Annotated in this window: 18 protein-coding genes and 2 pseudogenes; 9 read left to right on the forward strand and 11 right to left on the reverse strand. The window is 69.7% G+C overall.

Translation table 11 applies throughout. The features are described from left to right. Positions 1-113: 113 nt before the first annotated feature. Together HJD23_RS05685 and HJD23_RS05690 are read right to left on the reverse strand one after the other, a co-directional pair. Complete coding sequence (locus HJD23_RS05685; RefSeq protein ID WP_171109427.1) at positions 114-2501, reverse strand: MFS transporter; 2388 nt, start codon at positions 2499-2501, stop codon at positions 114-116. Positions 2502-2663: 162 nt separating this feature from the next. Beyond that, the gene (locus tag HJD23_RS05690; protein WP_141307564.1) at positions 2664-3107 is read right to left on the reverse strand and encodes an SRPBCC family protein; all 444 of its coding nucleotides are present in this window, start codon (positions 3105-3107) and stop codon (positions 2664-2666) included. 179 nt (positions 3108-3286) lie between these two features. Here HJD23_RS05690 and HJD23_RS05695 point away from each other — a divergent pair, with 179 nt between their 5' ends. From HJD23_RS05695 to HJD23_RS05705, 3 genes and pseudogenes are all read left to right on the forward strand, one after another. Next, entirely contained in the window at positions 3287-4324 is a 1038-nt protein-coding gene (locus HJD23_RS05695) for an Rv2578c family radical SAM protein (protein WP_171109426.1), read from the forward strand. A gap of 135 nt (positions 4325-4459) precedes the next feature. Continuing rightward, positions 4460-4742 (forward strand): annotated as a pseudogene (locus tag HJD23_RS05700) (alpha/beta hydrolase); the annotation flags it as partial. A gap of 17 nt (positions 4743-4759) precedes the next feature. Then, positions 4760-4912, forward strand: a complete 153-nt coding sequence (locus tag HJD23_RS05705; protein ID WP_180686899.1) for a hypothetical protein — start codon at positions 4760-4762, stop codon at positions 4910-4912. A gap of 82 nt (positions 4913-4994) precedes the next feature. On the opposite strand, the gene HJD23_RS05710 is transcribed toward HJD23_RS05705, so the two are convergent. The 6 genes from HJD23_RS05710 to HJD23_RS44930 form a co-directional block, all read right to left on the reverse strand. After that, complete coding sequence (locus tag HJD23_RS05710) at positions 4995-5327, reverse strand: DUF6087 family protein (protein WP_171109425.1); 333 nt, start codon at positions 5325-5327, stop codon at positions 4995-4997. Positions 5328-5389: 62 nt separating this feature from the next. After that, positions 5390-6520, reverse strand: a complete 1131-nt coding sequence (locus tag HJD23_RS05715) for a protein-L-isoaspartate(D-aspartate) O-methyltransferase (RefSeq protein ID WP_171109424.1) — start codon at positions 6518-6520, stop codon at positions 5390-5392. After that, entirely contained in the window at positions 6520-7485 is a 966-nt protein-coding gene (gene tgmB / locus HJD23_RS05720) for an ATP-grasp ribosomal peptide maturase (protein ID WP_171109423.1), read from the reverse strand. Before tgmB ends, HJD23_RS05715 begins: the two co-directional genes overlap by 1 nt. Then, positions 7485-7781 (reverse strand): putative ATP-grasp-modified RiPP, encoded by a 297-nt coding sequence (gene tgmA / locus HJD23_RS05725; protein ID WP_171109422.1) that lies wholly within the window; start codon positions 7779-7781, stop codon positions 7485-7487. Before tgmA ends, tgmB begins: the two co-directional genes overlap by 1 nt. A 391-nt stretch (positions 7782-8172) precedes the next feature. Next, positions 8173-8529: a DUF6415 family natural product biosynthesis protein gene (locus HJD23_RS05730; RefSeq protein ID WP_171109421.1), complete on the reverse strand. Its 357-nt coding sequence runs from the start codon at positions 8527-8529 to the stop codon at positions 8173-8175. Continuing rightward, entirely contained in the window at positions 8529-9053 is a 525-nt protein-coding gene (locus HJD23_RS44930; RefSeq protein ID WP_332112088.1) for a hypothetical protein, read from the reverse strand. The genes HJD23_RS05730 and HJD23_RS44930 overlap by 1 nt, the downstream gene beginning before the upstream one ends. Before the next feature lie 302 nt (positions 9054-9355). Here HJD23_RS44930 and HJD23_RS05740 point away from each other — a divergent pair, with 302 nt between their 5' ends. Next, positions 9356-10831 (forward strand): XRE family transcriptional regulator, encoded by a 1476-nt coding sequence (locus tag HJD23_RS05740; protein WP_240980637.1) that lies wholly within the window; start codon positions 9356-9358, stop codon positions 10829-10831. A gap of 14 nt (positions 10832-10845) precedes the next feature. After that, positions 10846-11469, forward strand: a complete 624-nt coding sequence (locus tag HJD23_RS05745; RefSeq protein ID WP_240980638.1) for a 2'-5' RNA ligase family protein — start codon at positions 10846-10848, stop codon at positions 11467-11469. A gap of 275 nt (positions 11470-11744) precedes the next feature. Here HJD23_RS05745 and HJD23_RS05750 read toward each other — a convergent pair whose 3' ends face one another. Continuing rightward, positions 11745-11972 carry a hypothetical protein gene (locus HJD23_RS05750; RefSeq protein WP_171109420.1) on the reverse strand — a complete coding sequence of 76 codons (228 nt, stop codon included), beginning with the start codon at positions 11970-11972 and terminating at the stop codon, positions 11745-11747. Positions 11973-12204: 232 nt separating this feature from the next. Here HJD23_RS05750 and HJD23_RS05755 point away from each other — a divergent pair, with 232 nt between their 5' ends. Further along, the gene (locus HJD23_RS05755) at positions 12205-12729 is read left to right on the forward strand and encodes a transposase (RefSeq protein ID WP_269475825.1); all 525 of its coding nucleotides are present in this window, start codon (positions 12205-12207) and stop codon (positions 12727-12729) included. 23 nt (positions 12730-12752) lie between these two features. On the opposite strand, the gene HJD23_RS42990 is transcribed toward HJD23_RS05755, so the two are convergent. Beyond that, complete coding sequence (locus HJD23_RS42990) at positions 12753-13145, reverse strand: hypothetical protein (protein ID WP_197973238.1); 393 nt, start codon at positions 13143-13145, stop codon at positions 12753-12755. Positions 13146-13394: 249 nt separating this feature from the next. Between HJD23_RS42990 and HJD23_RS05765 the strand changes: the two genes are divergently transcribed. After that, complete coding sequence (locus HJD23_RS05765; RefSeq protein ID WP_171109419.1) at positions 13395-14141, forward strand: class I SAM-dependent methyltransferase; 747 nt, start codon at positions 13395-13397, stop codon at positions 14139-14141. A gap of 805 nt (positions 14142-14946) precedes the next feature. Beyond that, a complete protein-coding gene (locus HJD23_RS43465; RefSeq protein WP_232108076.1) occupies positions 14947-15159 on the forward strand; it encodes a hypothetical protein in 213 nt (70 codons plus the stop codon). A 27-nt stretch (positions 15160-15186) separates the two neighbouring features. On the opposite strand, the gene HJD23_RS05775 is transcribed toward HJD23_RS43465, so the two are convergent. Beyond that, positions 15187-15675, reverse strand: a complete 489-nt coding sequence (locus tag HJD23_RS05775; protein ID WP_171109418.1) for a hypothetical protein — start codon at positions 15673-15675, stop codon at positions 15187-15189. Between the two features lie 113 nt (positions 15676-15788). Here HJD23_RS05775 and HJD23_RS05780 point away from each other — a divergent pair. Continuing rightward, positions 15789-15941: pseudogene (locus tag HJD23_RS05780) on the forward strand (radical SAM protein); the annotation flags it as partial. Between the last annotated feature and the right edge of the window lie 37 nt (positions 15942-15978).

Raw genomic sequence — 15978 nt, forward strand, 5'->3', positions numbered from 1 at the left:
AGATCTGTGCCCCGGGTCACCACCGTACGGGGCGGCCCCTACGCGATGTGCGGCAATACGGGAATTGCTGCCCCCGGTCACGCGGGCGCACGGTTGCGCGCCCCCGGGCAGGGTCAGTCCTCGTGGCCCAGCAGGAGGTCCCGTTCGGTGCGCCTCCCGCCCGCCACTTGGAGCACGGTGGCCACGGGCGGATACCCGGCCGCGATGACGGTGTACTCGCCGGAGGACAGGTCGACGAACCGGAACGCGCCGTCGGGCCCGGTGGTGAGGGTGTCGACGACGTTGCCGGCCGCGTCCAGCAGGGTCACCCGCGCGTCCTCCACGGGCCGTCCGCCGCTCGCCCGGACCGTGCCGCGCAGCACGGCGCCGCCGGCGAGTTCGATGTCCTGCCGGGTCTCGCGGGCGGCCTGGACGGTGACGGGGAGGGCGGCGGGGCGGAACGCGGGCGCGCTGGCGGCGAGGGTGTACTCACCGGCGACCAGTTCGGTGATGACGTAGCCGCCCTCGCGTCCGCTGCGGGTGGTGGCGACGACCTCGCCGTGCACGTTGGTGAGGGTGACCGTGGCGTCCCGTACGGGCGTGCCGTCGGCGGTGCGGACGCTCCCGGCGAGGCGTCCGGCGCCGCCGAGGACGACGTCCAGTTCGACGGGGCGCTCGCCGACGGTCACGGAGACGGCCTGCGGCTGGTGCCCGCCCGCCGCCGCGATGAGGACGTACGAACCGGAGCCGGGCGTGGCCAGCGCGTAGCGCCCGTCGTCGCCGCTGGCGCCCCGTCCGATCTGCTGTCCGGCGACGTCGATGAGGGTGAGGGCCGCGCGCGGGACGACGGTTCCGTCGGGGTGCTGCACCGTGCCGCAGACGGCGATTCCGGCGGCGTACGGCGAACGGGCCTGCGGGATCGGGGCGTTCACCGGCGCGGTGTCCGTCTCGGGGATGTGCTGGGTCACCAGGGGTTTCTCCTTGAGGAAGAACGACAGGACCAGGCCGACGACGAGCACGGGCACGAGGTACAGGAAGATCCTCGGCATGGCGTCGGCGTAGGCCTGGACGTAGCCGTCGCGCAGCGCCGGGGGCAAGGCGTGGACGGCCTGCGGGGTGATGGACTCGGCGTCGGGCAGGGCGGCGCCCGCGCGCGGGGGCAGCTGCTCGGCGAGGGCGTCGGTGAGCCGGTCGGCGAACAGGGTGCCGAACACGGCGGCGCCGACGCTGCCGCCGATCTGGCGGAAGTAGTTGTTGGCGCTGGTGGCGGTGCCGAGGTCGGCGGGGCGCACGGAGTTCTGCACGGCGAGGATCAGCACCGGCATCACCATGCCGATCCCGGCGCCGAGTACGGCCATCCAGAGGCTGTAGTGCATCCGGGGCGTGTCGGCTTCGAGCCGGGAGAGCAGCCACATGCCGGCGACGGACAGGGCGCTGCCGAGGATCGGGTGGGCCTTGTAGCGGCCGGTGGCGCTGATGAGCTGCCCGGAGATGATCGACGCGCCGACGATGCCGCCCATCATCGGCAGCATCAGCAGACCGGACTCGGTGGCGCTGGCCCCGTCCACCATCTGCAGAAAGGTCGGCAGGTAGCTGGCGGCGCCGAACAGTGCGACGCCGACCACCAGGCCCACCAGGCCGGTGACGTTGAAGACGGAGTCGCGGAACAGCCTGAGCGGGATGAGGGGTTCGGCGGCGAAGTGCTCGGCGACCAGGAACAGCACGGTGGCGGCCACGGCCGCGGCGGCCAGGCCGAGGATGACACGGGAGTTCCAGGCGTACTCGGTGCCGCCCCAGCTGGTCAGCAGCACCAGGCAGGTGGAGGCCACGGTGAGCAGCAGCGCGCCGAGGATGTCGAGCCGGGGCTTGGCCTCGGGTTTGGGCAGTTTGAGGACGACGGCGACGACGGCCATGGTGACCAGGCCGAAGGGCACGTTGATGTAGAAGCACCAGCGCCAGGAGAGGTGGTCGGTGAAGTAGCCGCCGAGCAGCGGTCCGGCGACGGAGGCGAGGCCGAAGGCGGCGCCGATCAGCCCCATGAACTTGCCGCGCTGCCGGGGCGGCACGATGTCCGCGATGATCGCCTGGACGCCGATCATGAGCCCGCCCGCGCCGACGCCCTGCACCGCGCGGAAGGCGATCAGCTGGTCCATGGTCTGGGCGCGGCCCGCGAGGGCGGAGCCGACGACGAAGACGACGATGGCGAACTGGAAGACGCCCTTGCGGCCCAGCAGGTCGCCCAGTTTGCCGTAGATCGGCAGTCCGACGGTGGCCGTGAGCAGATAGGCGGTGATCGCCCAGGACATCTTGTCCAGGCCGTGCAGTTCGCCGACGATCTTCGGCAGCGCGGTGGCGACGATCATCTGCTCCAGGGCGGCGAGGAGCAGGGCGAGCATCAGCCCGAAGAAGACCAACCGCACGCGGCGCGGGCCGAGTTCGACGACCTGGGAGGGCGGTGACGCCGGGAGCCGCGGGGGCGCCGCGGCGACCGGTTCGTCCTGTACCAGAGTGGTCCCGCCCACGTAACGCTCCCCTCGTCGCGCTGCTGCACAATTCCCGCGTAAAAGCGACAACCATCAACAAGCGCGACGAGTTACGGCATCATGCCGCCCGGCGCGGAGACCACTCGAACCGGTGAGAGGCCAACACCCTTTCGAGAGCGGCCTCTTGGGTGACCCCTTGGGTTACTTCTCCACCTCGGCGGCGAGCTTGGCCAGGATCGCGTCGTAGATCCGGCCGAGCCCCTTGGGCGCGAAGGTCTTCTCGAAGAAGCCGCCGATACCACCGGCGCCGGTCCAGGTGGTGGTCACCACGACCCGGGACTTGCCCTCGCCGGCCGGGGTGACCCGCCAGGTCGTGACCATGGAGGAGTTGCGGTCCTTCTCGACCAGCTCGCCGTCGGTCGGCTCGGTGACCTCCAGGAGGCAGTCGCGGACGCGCTTGCTGGTGGCCTGCAGCTTCCAGTGGACGAGGGTGCCCTCGCCGTCGCCGCCCTCGCGCACCTCGTACTCGCTGAAGTGCTCGGGCAGCAGCGTCGCGCGCGTGCCGCTGTAGTCGGCGAGGGTGTCGAACACCTTCTCCGGGTCCGCCGCGACGACCCGTTCCGTAGTGGCCTCGACCTGCGCCATTGAGTTCCTCCAGCACCTGAGTTCTCGGGGTTGGGGCAAGCCAACCACCCCGGTCCCCGGCCGCCAAATCGGGGGCTCGGAAGTGATCGATCGGGTTTCGTCATGCGATCGGAGGTGACGCTCGCACGATCATGGGAACACATGTTCTATTGTGGGCCCAGTGCTACCGAGGAGGCCTCATGCGCTGGGAGAACCTCACCCTGGAATCCGGCGACGGCCCGGCCGACGCCGCGCTGTTCGGCGCGGACGCGGTGATCACTCGTACCTTCGACACCCCCGAGTTCGCCGGCATCACGTTCCACGAGGTGCGGGCCCGGTCGATCATCAACCGGGTGCCGGGGGCCTCCCGCATGCCCTTCGAGTGGACGGTGAATCCCTATCGCGGCTGCACGCACGCGTGCGTGTACTGCTTCGCCCGCAAGACCCACAGCTATCTGGACCTCGACACCGGCCTCGGCTTCGACTCGCAGATCGTGGTGAAGGTGAACGCGCCGGAGCTGCTGCGCCGCCAGCTCGGCTCACGCCGCTGGCAGGGCGAGCACATCGCGATGGGCACCAACGTCGACTGCTACCAGCGCGCCGAGGGCCGCTACCGGCTGATGCCGGGCATCCTGGCCGCCCTGCGCGACCACGCGAACCCCTTCTCCATCCTGACCAAGGGGACGCTCATCCTGCGCGACCTGGAGCTGCTGACGCAGGCGGCCCAGGTGACGGATGTCGGCATATCCGTCTCGGTCGGCTTCACCGACCCCCAGCTGTGGCGCACCGTGGAGCCGGGCACACCCGCGCCGGAGCGGCGCCTGGACGTGGTACGGACGCTCGGCGAGCACGGCATCGGCTGCGGGGTGCTGATGGCGCCGGTGATCCCGTTCCTGAGCGACCAACCGGCGCAACTGCGGGCCACCGTGCGGGCGATCGCGGCCTCCGGGGCCACCTCCGTCACCCCGCTGGTGCTGCATCTGCGTCCGGGGGCGCGCGAGTGGTTCATGGCCTGGCTCGGCCGTGAGCACCCGCACCTGGTGGGCCGCTACGAGCGGCTGTACGCCGACGGCGCCTACGCCCCGAAGTGGTACCAGCGCCGGATCACCCGTCAGGTGCACGAGCTCGCCCAGGAGTACGACATGGGCCCCACGCGCGCGGCGATGCCCCGCCGGATCCGGGAGCCGGAGCCTGCCCCAGCGGCGATGCCCGAGCAGACCCAACTGTCGCTGATCTGAGAGCGTTCGAGCGCACCTCGCGACCCAATCGGGTCAAGAACTGGCAGAACGCATTCCTCCGGGTGCTCTTTCCGGGACGATGCGGCGAGGACCGCGGGACTCGCGGTCCGCGACCCTCCGTCCTGGGAGGACCCCATGAAGCAACGTGCAGCCGCGCTGTGCGGCGCCGCCCTCGTGGTGGCCGGGACGTTCACGGCCGTCCCCGCTCAGGCCAGCGCCCCGCACCTCGCGAAGCCGACCTGGAAGAAGTGCGGCACCGCCGACTATCCGACACTCCAGTGCGCGTCCGTGCAGGTACCGCTCGACCACGCGAACCCCGACGGGCGGAAGATCACCCTCGCCCTGTCCCGCGTCCCGCACACCGCGAAGAAGTACCAGGGCCCCGCTGCTGGTCAACCCCGGCGGCCCCGGCGGCAGCGCACCCGCATCCCATCCGTGATCCAGTTGCAGCAGGAGTTCGGGATCGCCGGGGCGACCGGGCAGAAGGTCCACCGGCAGCTGCGCGATGACGGCCTGATCTACACCAAGCCCGGCGTCGGGTCGTTCGTCGCCCAACGGAAGCCGGAGGCTCCCACCGACGGCGACTAGCCCCAAGAGCGAGGCCCCGCCCATCCTCCGCCACGAGGGATGCAGACGAGCGGGGCCGGTCTGCCGAGTCAGTAGCAGCGGTTCAGGACTGTGGGCTGTCGGGTCGGCGGAAGACCTTGGTCGGCCGCCACGGCTCGGGCCGCGGAGGCAGCTTGCTGAACTTCGGCAGCGGGACCCGTTCAGCGCGCGCCTGGGCATCGCGGCCGGTTTCGCCGGCGGCGGCCGGCAAGTCCTCGGCGACTCCGGCCGGAACCCACTGGTGTCCGTCCCATTCCTGGATGCCGCGCGGTGCGTGGGGGGCGACGTGTGAGGCCCGCTCCGGTTGGCCGTCGAGCGGGGTAGCGCGCCGCTCCCCTTCATCGGGACGACTCTGCTCACGGCGGGCCGCCCATTCCTCCAGGTGCTCGTCGTCCATGCGGTGGCTCCTTCCTCGACGCCTTCTTCCAGTGTGCCGCGGAAGCGACGACCAGGTCGTGGTTACAGCGTGGCCGTCCACCCGCCGCGTGACAGGGTGGTCTCACCATCGGGGGTGATGGTGACTTTCGCTCCGTACACGGGGAGTTCGCCATGTTCCAGCCACTGCCATCGGATCTGTTCGAGGATGTCGTACAGGCGGCGCGGGCCGCCCTGGTGGACGGTCGTCGTGCGTTCGCCCGGTTCGGTGCGGGCGCGGGCCCAGGATCCGTCCCGGTGCAGCATCCAGGTCATGCGGCTGCCGTCGTCTCCGGTGCCAGTGCGGTGCTCGATGCCGGGCGCGAGCAGGGAGAGCATCGACCACACCTCCCACGCCTGCATCACGTCGAGTACCGGGAACGGTGAAACAGTGACCTCGCCCTCTTCGGTGCTGGCGGTGGTGAAGAGGTTGTTCAGCGACGGCGGGTAGTCGTCGCCGGCGCGGGTGGCCATGAACGCGGCCCGGTCCCACTCGACGCGTCCCATCGCGCCGCCTTCGTCGGTCTTGTCGGCGGTGATGATCAGCCCGGTTCCCGTGATGGTCGTGACCAGGCGGCCGCCAGGTGAGAGGGCGGTCAGCCAGTGCGCGGGGATGCGGGGCACGGACACCATGGACACGATCCGGTCGTACGTGCCGGGCAGTTCGCGGTCGGCGTCCGCGGTGATGGCCTCGGGGTGCTGGCCGATCCGGTCGAGGCGTTCCGCCGCGGCCTGGGTGAGGTAGGGGTCGACATCCAGCGTCGTCACCAGGTCGTCACCGAGCCGCTGGCAGGCCAGGGCCGCGCTGTAGCCGGAGCCGGTGGCCAGGTCCAGCAGCCGTACACCCGGGCTGAGGTGGCCGTGCCGCAGCATCGTCACGACCAGGCTCGGAAGCGTGGACGAAGAGGTGGGGTGCCCGGTGACCGGCTGGCCCGCGGCGGCGTGATCGGCATGTATGGGGCCAATGCGGGTCACGAGCGTCGTGTCGGAGTAGGCGGCCGTCGCCCATGCGTCCTTATCGGACGGGCCCTCCACGACGGTCCACCCCTGCGGGCCAGGGGTGAACCAGCGCTCGACCATCAGGTGCCGTGGCGTCTCGCTCACTGGAACCCACCAGTCCGAGCCCGCGTAGGAGATCCTGCTCGCGAGCGCGGCCGCGAGCGCCTTCCAGTCCATCAGGAAACTCCTTGCAACTCATCGGCGATGGCTTCGGCGATCGGCAGGCCGGTCGCGCCTTGAATCCAGTCCCACTGACCGCACGGGTTGACTTCGAGGAACGTCCAATGCCCCTCGGGGTCCACGATGAAGTCTGCCGCGCCGTAGCGGAGCCGTAGCCGGTTCATCAGACGCCGCATACCGGCGGCAACCTCCCCCGGCACGGCCGTGACGCTGTAGGTCAGGGCGCCGTAGTCGCTGCGCCAGTCCTCGTGCGAGGCATCACTGCCAGCGTGGATGGCGGCGGCGAACATCCGGTCGCGGACCACGGTCAGGCGCACCTCGTGGTCCTTGGTGATCCACTCCTGGAAGAGGTGGGCGGTGGTGCTGATGCCTCGCAGGTCCGCCAGGTCAGACCGGGTGAGGAGGCGCGTGTACACCGTCTTGAGCTGACCGTCCTCGATCAGCACGGGTGAGGCGACCGGCTTGCACACGATGTCGGATCCAACGTTGGCGGCGAAGGCAAGCACGTCTTCGGGCCGGTTGGTGATGAGGGTGGCAGGTATGCGCAGACCGCACGCGCGCGCGGCAGCGAGCTGCACGGGCTTGTACTCGGCGCGCGCCATGGCCGTGGGGTGGTTGACCCATCGGCATTCCAGCGCGGACAGAACACCGCCGAGGCCGGCGCGGGCCTGGGCGGCGGCGAACCTCTCCTCGGGGCCGGACATCCCCTCAGGTAACCGGAACGCCCCGGGGGCGCGGTAGTAGACCGCGCCGACCCGGGACAGCTCCACCGTGCGGTGCCCGGTGGTGAGGTCGCCCGTCCACGCACGCATCCGGTCGATCCTTCCGGCCATGGCGAGCTGCTGCGGGAAGTCGGCCGTGTCCATGCGGAACACCTCGACTCCGCGACGCTCCAGCTCGACGACGACTCGGTCCGTGGGCCAGTCGTCGGAGGCGGCGACGATGAGGACGGGTGCAGTCATCAGTCCTTCGGCCCCTCGTCCAGCGGCGGCGGGTTCGTCGTTGAGCCGTCCGGCACGGTCGGGGTGTGCGTGTTCGCCATGCACGTCAGCAGGCCGCCGTCGCAGGAGACGTTGACCTGGCGGTCGGGGTCGTAGGTGTGAGTCGGGATGCGGACGGCTCCAGTGGAGTCGGGAACGCGGGCAAAGCGCAGCACCCACGGCCGGGTCTGCTGCCCCGACGGTGCCTCCGCGCTGTAGGGGATACGGCCTCCGGGCGGGGTGAGGGGGAACGCTTCACGGTCCAGAGCTGTCTTCACGATCTCCTCGATTCGGTTGCGGTGGTAGTGCGGAAGGGCCCGCCCCGGCTGCTCGACCTGTCCAGGGTTGGGGAGCCGGGGCGGACGTCTTGGGACCCGTCCCGCCGGAGGCTTGCGGTCCTCCGACGGGACGGGCGCTCGTGGTGCGACCGTGACCCGGTGGTCGCCGTAGGGCCGCTTCATGCCGGGGCGGGCGTTCAGGCTCCGGGCCGTGAGTTGTAGTTGTAGGCGTGGCAGGAGCAACCGCAGCGGCGCTGGAGCAAGATGCCCATCGAGTGGGGCAACGGGATGTCCTGCGTCTGGCGACAGTCACCGTGCAGCCCCCGGTATTCCGGGTTGCTCGCGAGAGTGCATTCGGCCGACAGGGGCGCGCTCTCCGTCGCGGGGGCGGTCATGGCCCGCCCTGCCCAGCCGGGCTTCCGCTCAGCTCCTGATAGCGGTCGCACAGGAAGGTAAGGCAGTAGGCGAGCTCCCGGTATTCCTCCGCACCCGAAGGCGGACCGGATTCCAGGAGCCTGCGCGCCACCCACACGGACGTCAGCGCGCCGTCGCGGGGCGGGTAGTACCTCGGCAGCCTCAACGCGGCCGTCTCCACCTCAGGACTGAGGAGATCGATGTGCCCGCGCAGCTGGAGCGTGAGCGTCTCCAACTGCTCAGGGCTGGGCGGTTCGGCGTCGTCCCCGAGTAGCCGGTGCGCGGTGGCGCGCATGGTCTGGATGTCGATCGGGAGGGAGGTGTTCGCGGTCATCACAGCTCACCCCTGGAGCGGGCGCTGGCGGCCGCGACACCCTCACTGAGAGCCTCGCGGGCCGGGACCGGCTTCAGGTTCTCCGGCTTGGCGTCCCACTCCCGGCCGCCGCCGATAGGCCGCAGCTGCACGTACGGGCCCTCGAAGCCCATCACCTTGCCGACCTTCCTGGCGGCGGTGTCCTCGACGGTCTCGTGAAGCTTGGGCTTGTACGCCGTCATCGCCACTGCGCCTCCCCGGCCGGTGCCGCGAGCACTCGCGCGCTCCTCCGGAGGCAGCACGTACGCGCGCACCAAGGCGCTCGTCTCCGGCTCCACGACGACGGCCGCCTGGGACGGCCACCGGTGCACGGCCCTGCGGCGGCGCGCACCGGCGAGGATCGCGGCCCACATCTCCGGCGACGGGCGCCTCGTCGGCTCCGGCGGGACCCTGGGGGTCGTGGTGGTGCGGGCGTGCGTGCCGGGCGCGCGCCGCCCGAATACGCGACCTCTCAGCCGTGCGAGGGCCCGTGGTACATATGTCATGTCGACGCTCCTTTGCAGCGTTGGCCGCGCCCCGGGGCCGTCGCGAGCGGTCGCCGGGGTTTGTCACAACCGTTGTCCGATGGGTCTTTGAACTGGTCTCCTACAGTTCCAAGAGAGGCACGTAGCGTCACGGGCGGCGGTGCCCAACTTTTCTGGACACTGCACACCGGACTGACCTGGCACGACGACCAGAATTGGACAAGGCCTTGGGCGCTGCGTCGGCTCAACCTCCGCCAGATGCCACCCAGTTCAGCGATCGCATCGCTACGGTGAGTTCACGACGCCGCGCAGGGAGCCCGCCCATGAACGACCGCCCCAAGCCCGGTTCCAAGGCAGACCGGGATGCCCTCCGCCACGACATGACCGCCGCCGGATGCACCATCGCCGACATCGCCATCGAGATGCGCGCCCGTTATCGCATGCGTCCCAGGGAGGCGTGGCGGCACGCCCACGGCTGGACTCTCCAGGAAGCGGCAGATCGCTTCACCCAGGCCAGCAGCGATCGAGCTGGCCAGGTCGTCGCAGCCGATGCCTCCCTGGTGGGCAAATGGGAGAAGTGGCCAGGGCCGTCTTCGCGACGTCCTACTCTCGCCGTTCTGCTCGCCATGTCGGACGCCTTCGCATGCCGCGTGGAAGACCTCCTCGACCTGGACGACCGGCGGGCGCTTCCTGATGCCGATCTGCGCATGCTCAGCCAGCCGCTGCCTGCCCCGGTCTCATCGCCCGTCGTACTCGCTCCCGCAACTGAAGCGCGGGAGCCAACCGGCAGCGAACTGGTACGCCTGGCCGCGGATGAGTCCGCCACGTGGGCCCAATGGGCGGAGTCCTCCAACGTCGGTGACATCGCGCTCGAACAACTCATGGCCGACACCAGAGCGCTCGCCGCCGACTACCTCACCTCAGACCCGATCCCACTCTTCATCCGCACACGCGCCCAGCGCGACCGGGTCTTCACCCTCCTCGAAGGCCACCAGTACCCACGCCAGTCCGCAGACCTATACATGGCGGCCGGCTACCTGTGCGGGCTGCTCGCATGGATGTCCTCCGACCTCGGACACCTCCGGGACGCGGACACCCAAGGCCGCACGGCGTGGCTGTGCGCCGAACTGTCCGGACACAACGACCTGCGCGCCTGGGTCCTGTCCACCCGGTCGAAGGTGGCGTTCTGGGACGGGCGATTGCGCGACGCCATCAACTACGCCCGGCGCGGCGCCACATGCCGCCCCTCCGGCACTGTCTCCGTGCTCCTGGCCTGCCAGGAGGCCGACGCTTGGTCCCAACTCGGAGCCGAAGACGAATCACAGGCGGCCCTCGCCCGCGCCAACGAAGCCCGCGACACCTTGAGTGGAGAGGACGACATCGGGGGAATCTTCTCCTGCGCCCCCGCACGCCAGGAGAACTACGCCGCAGCCGTTCAACTCCGCGTCGGCCGATCGGTCGACGCCCTGCACGCCGCCGACCACGCTCTCGCCCTACTGGCGGCCCAGCCCGTACGGGCCTACGGCACCGAGGCCCAGATCCACATCAGCAAAGCGGCAGCGCACCTCAGCGTCGGTGAAGCCGAAGGTGCCTTCGAAGCGCTCGCGCCCGTGCTTGCCCTTCCACCTGATCACCGCCTCGCGCCTGTTACCCGACGACTGGGCGAACTGCCCCTCGGCACTACACAGCCGCACAGGAACGGAAAGGCAGCCATCGGCCTACGAGCGGCCATCGAGGACTTCTGCTTGGACTCGGCTCCGCGCCACCTTGCGCTCTCGCCAGGAGAAGGCTCCGCCTGATTTGATCTCGGGCTATGACGACTCAACCCGAGACGATGCGGAACCATTGGTGGTGGCGGCCAGGCTGGAGCGTGGGACGCCGCTTCTACACTTGGCACCTCACCTTCGAGGGCCAGGACGACGTGCACCGGCTCGCCGCCGAGTACCGATCCGCGCTCGCGCCCCTCGGAGACATCCTCACCCCCATCCCTGATCAGTGGCTTCACCTGACCATGCAGGGCATCGGCTTCGTGGGCGAGGTCAAGGAAGCCGCCGTCCACGCGATCGCCGAAGCCGCGCGCCTCCGCCTGGCCAGCGTGCCCGCCTTCGACCTGGGGATCGGACCAGCAGTCCTTGATCCGGAAGCCGTACTGCTGCACGTCCACCCGGACGGGCCGGTTCGAGCCGTCAGGGACTCCATCCGCGCAGCCATCGGCGAGGTCCTCGGCAACGTCCCCGAGAAAGCCGAAGGGTTCACCCCGCACGTCTCCGTCGCCTACAGCGCCAGCGACGACCCTGCGGATCCGATTGCGCAGGCCCTCGCCGAGAACGACGCGACACCCGCCCGGGCCCGGATCTCCAGTGCGGAACTCATCGTGATCCACCGCGACAACTGCATGTACGAGTGGGAAACCTTCGCCAAGGTACCGCTGGGATAGCACCAGATGGTGGCAACGGGCGTACCGGCTACGGGCCTTGCGGTCATCAGACCGTAAGGCCCGCGGTGTCTCGGGCCCCGGCCGCCGACGGGGGATTCCGCGGCCGAGGCCTGATACAGCGCCCCTGCGTTGCCTCGCGTGAAAGGGGCGCCCCACCGCCCCCGGGAGGCGCCGGTACCCAGAAGGGGGCGCCGGTGAGGCGATGAGGCGATGAGGCGATAACAATGCGCCACGATGGCCGGAAGGGCAATACATAGAACGCAGATGCCGGGTAGTCACCCGGCGAGCCGAATGCCACGCGCGCGTCCAGGCTCACGGACGATGGCGCCCTTCTCCTCGATCTTCACCAGCTGCTCGTGAACGGACGCGCGGCTGCGCAGCCCGACCGCCTGGCCGATCTCCACGACGGTCGGTGCCTCCCCGTGCTCGCTGATCCACTTTCGGATGCACTGGACGATGCGCTCCTGCCGCTCCGTTAGGTAGGGGACTCCGTATCTGACCATGGGCCCCGATTAGAGCGTGCCGCGACGGCTCCGGCACCCAAGGCAACGAGAGCAGTACGGACGCCTGTGATGACGACACCGTCGGCGGGCTGGAGGTTCCTGGTGCGGAGGTGCGCGCCGTCGATCCACCAAGGGCCTCGCCACAAGAGCAGTGCATACCCGACGATCACGAGGGCAATGATCACGCCGACCGCGATCCGCTTTGCGTTATGCACGACGGCCACGATCATCCATGCGACGATCCGCTCCATTTTCGGCTTCATGCCGAGCAGCCTGGCCTGCGCTGTACCGCCCCAACCGTCGAACGGGAAACTGGAAACGCTCGGGCATGACGGACGGATACGGCATTCCGCTGGGCCGTGTCCTGGCCGGCGCCAACCGCCACGACTCCCCGCTGCTCGCCCCGACCCTGGACCGTCTGGACGAGCTGGGCCCGTTGCCCGAGGACTTCACCGCGCACCTGGACGCCGGCTACGACTCGGACAAGACCCGCGCTGTGCTCGACGAACGCGGCCTGCACGGACGCATCGCGCACAAGGGCGAGGCGGCGCCCATCCAGGCCAGTCAGCGTTGGCACGTCAAACGTACCCACGCCTGGCAGAACGCCTTCTACCGGTTCGCCCGCTGCTACGAGCGGCGCGCCACCGTCGTCGACGCCTTCTTCGACCTCGCCGACGCGGTCATCACTGTGCGCAGTCTGATCCGGCGGGCATGGACGACTCACCGCTGGGACGAACGCCCGAACCGCCGACCATGACCGCACCCTGATCCGCGCCACATCTAAGCGTCGCGCACCGCGAGCAGTTCGACCGCTGCCCCAGACGACTCCAGCAGTGGTGCAGCGGCAGAAGGCCGGGGATCCGCCCGGTAGGCAGCGAGATCCTCGCTGGCGGGAAAGGTTATGAGGTGGGCCTCGACCTGATCGTTCAGAGTGCGCAGTCGGCGCTCAAGACGCCCTCCATACTCGGAAAGGAGGGGCAGGACAGCGCTTTCATAAGCGTCGAAGGCGCCCAAGCCCCCTTCAGGTAGCCGGTGCCGGACAAGACGAACGAGATCACGTGCTTCGCCGCCCTGCTCGCGCCGTTCGACCTGCGCGACGTCGTGGTGACCGCCGATGCCCTGCACACCCAGACCGCTCACGCCCGCTTCCTCGTCGGGCAGAAACAGGCGCACTACCTCTTCCTGGTCAAGGCCAACCAGCCCGACCTGTTCGCCGCCTTGCGCTCACTGCCGTGGAGGCGCGTGCTGGCAGGACGTGAAATGCGATGGACACGGCGATCTCAGCGGCCGTACCCTCCACCGGTCCCAGCCTTCACACGTCCGAAGAGGTGCATTTGATGACGGTCCAGGTACTCGTGGCCAACTCCCGTCGGCCGCACTGCCCAGCCGTTCTGACCTCCACGGACCGAAGGAACCCTTGTAGTGGATCTGCCACGTAGCTTCACCATCCGCGAGAGCAGCCATCGCATCTGCAACCCGTTCACCAGCGAGAAACTGACCATCCTGGGTCAGGCCATCAGCCCGTCGCCGGGCACCCGCATGCTCGACCTCGCCTGCGGCAAGGGCGAGATGCTGTGCACCTGGGCCCGGGACCACGGTGTGGCCGGCACCGGGGTGGACATCAGCACCGTCTTCATCGACGCCGCCCGCGGGCGGGCCGTGGAGCTGGGCGTTGCCGACCGAGTCGGCTTCGTGCATTCGGACGCCTCGGGCCATGTCGCCGACGATCCCGTCGGCATCGCCGCCTGCGTCGGCGCCACCTGGATCGGCTCTGGCGTGGCGGGTACCGTCGAACTCCTGCGGCGCAGTCTCGTTCCCGGCGGCATTCTGCTGATCGGCGAACCGTACTGGCGCCGCGAGCCTGAGGACCAAGCCGCCGTCGAGGGCTGTCACATGGCCCGCAAGGACGACCTGCTCCCGCTGCCAGCACTGCTCGAACAGTTCAGGGCCCTGGGCTGTGATGTCGTCGAGATGGTCCTTGCCGATCAGGACAGCTGGGACCGGTACGTCGCGGCACAGTGGCTCAACATCCGACGCTGGCTCGATGCCAACCCCGACGACGACCTCGCCGACGAAATGCGTGCGGAACTCGCTGCGGCACCCGTCCAGCACGCCAGGTACCAGCGCGAATACCTCGGGTGGGGCGTGTTCGTCCTGATGGACCGCTGACACACCACTCCTAGTGAGCCCCGGCGCCACCTGCCGGGGCTCACCCGCGTGGCACCGCACCTCGCCCCCGGCCCCCCCTTGAAACACCGAGAGCCTGTCCACGCGCCACGTGATCCACAGGTCTTGACTATTACTCGGTCAAATCTCACCCCCTTCCTCGAACGGGCGTGCGCTGCGTTCGTACCCTCCGTGTATGAAACTCTTCCGGCCACGTGGCCGAAACGGCGCCGGGCACACGACAACATCCCCCCCTGAGCCGGGTCACGGCCCTCTACGGTGCCGGGCGCTATGCCCAGGCGGAGACCGAGGCCCGTGCCCTGGCCGCAACCCCGTTCCGACTGCCCGACGACAGTTGCGCACCGCGGGCGCTGAGCATCGCGGCGGCCGCGACCAGCGCCCAGGGCCGCCACACCGAGGCCCTCGCCGCATACGACGCCTTGCTTCCCGTCTTCGGCAGGACCTTCGGCGCCGAACACTGGCAGACCCTGAAACTTCGGTCGGACCCCCAGACGCTGATCGTCCTCGGTCGGCACGCCGAAGGCGAGGTGGAGTGCGCGGCCGTCGCCCGTACCGCGGGCTTCGGCACAGGGCCGGAGATGCCGCTCATCGTGGCGGCCGCTCGCATCGGAATGATCTACGCGCTCAACGGGCAGGGCCGGAGGCCGAGGCGCTTGCCCGGGAGGCGCTCGCTGCTCCACCCCTTTCGGACCGACTCACCCTCGCCCTTCGGCTCGGTCTGGCACGCAGCCTCAACGGTCAGGCCCGTCATGAAGAGGCTCTCGACGAGGCGGGGCGCGCCGACGAGTTGCGCCGCGGCCTGCCCGAGGAGCAGCGTGGCCCGGAGACCGGCGCCGTCGAACTGGCCGTGGCCACCGCCCTCCTGGGGCTGGGCCGTCACACCGAGGCCCGCTCCCAGGCCGTGGCTGCCCACGACGCCTGTCTGACCGCCTTCGGTCCGGACCACCACCGCACCGCCGAGGCCCGAGCACTGCTCAACCGCATGAACGACGGCACCTGACCGAACACCCCGCGCTGCACCAAAGATTCACCGGCGGCGGAACAAGTACCTAGCCAGTGGGGCACGGTCGCGCACGCGCGCAGCTCCGAAGACCAGCGCGGCAATGGCGATCGCCGCCCCGCCCCCGATCGGCACCAACGAGTCGGTGACCATGCTCCTGCGCTGGTCGGCCACGCTCGCCTCGCCCACGTCCTGCCCGTTGAGCAGCAGGCGGCAGTCGACCGTCTCGGACGGAGTGCAGTACGGCTCGAACGTCACGATGGCGTGCACCCCGAAGGCAACCAGGCCCACTCCGACTCCCAGGACGAGCAGCCACAACAGGAAGGCCGCTACCGTCAGCACCCAGCCGTCGAGGGCCAACACCACGCCCACGATCACGCTGACGCCGATGATCGCCGCATAGCCCAGGGCGACCCACACCCACAACCCGGTTGCGTATCCGACCGGCAGCAAGATCACCGAGAACAGCGCGCACCAGTACAGCCCGTTGCGGAGGCTGTCCTGTACCTCTTCCATCGGCCCAACCCCCGTCATCACTGAAGCACCGCAGTGTAGTAATCCGGAACTACACGAGTCGACCGGTAGGCACCCACGCGCCCAGAGTCGGCGGCCGCCATCCCATGACCCTGAAGGGGTACCAACGCCGGATCACCCGTCAGGTGCACGAGCCGGCCCAGGAGTACGGCATCGGCCCCACGCGCGCGGGGATGCCCCGCCGGATCCGGGAGCCGGAGCCTGCCCCACCGGCGATGCCCGAGCAGACCCAACTGTCGCTGATCTGAGAGCGTTCTAGCGCACCTCGCGACCCAATCGGGTCAA

The organism is Streptomyces sp. Z423-1 (assembly GCF_013009255.1).
GTDB lineage: Bacteria > Actinomycetota > Actinomycetes > Streptomycetales > Streptomycetaceae > Streptomyces > Streptomyces gossypiisoli.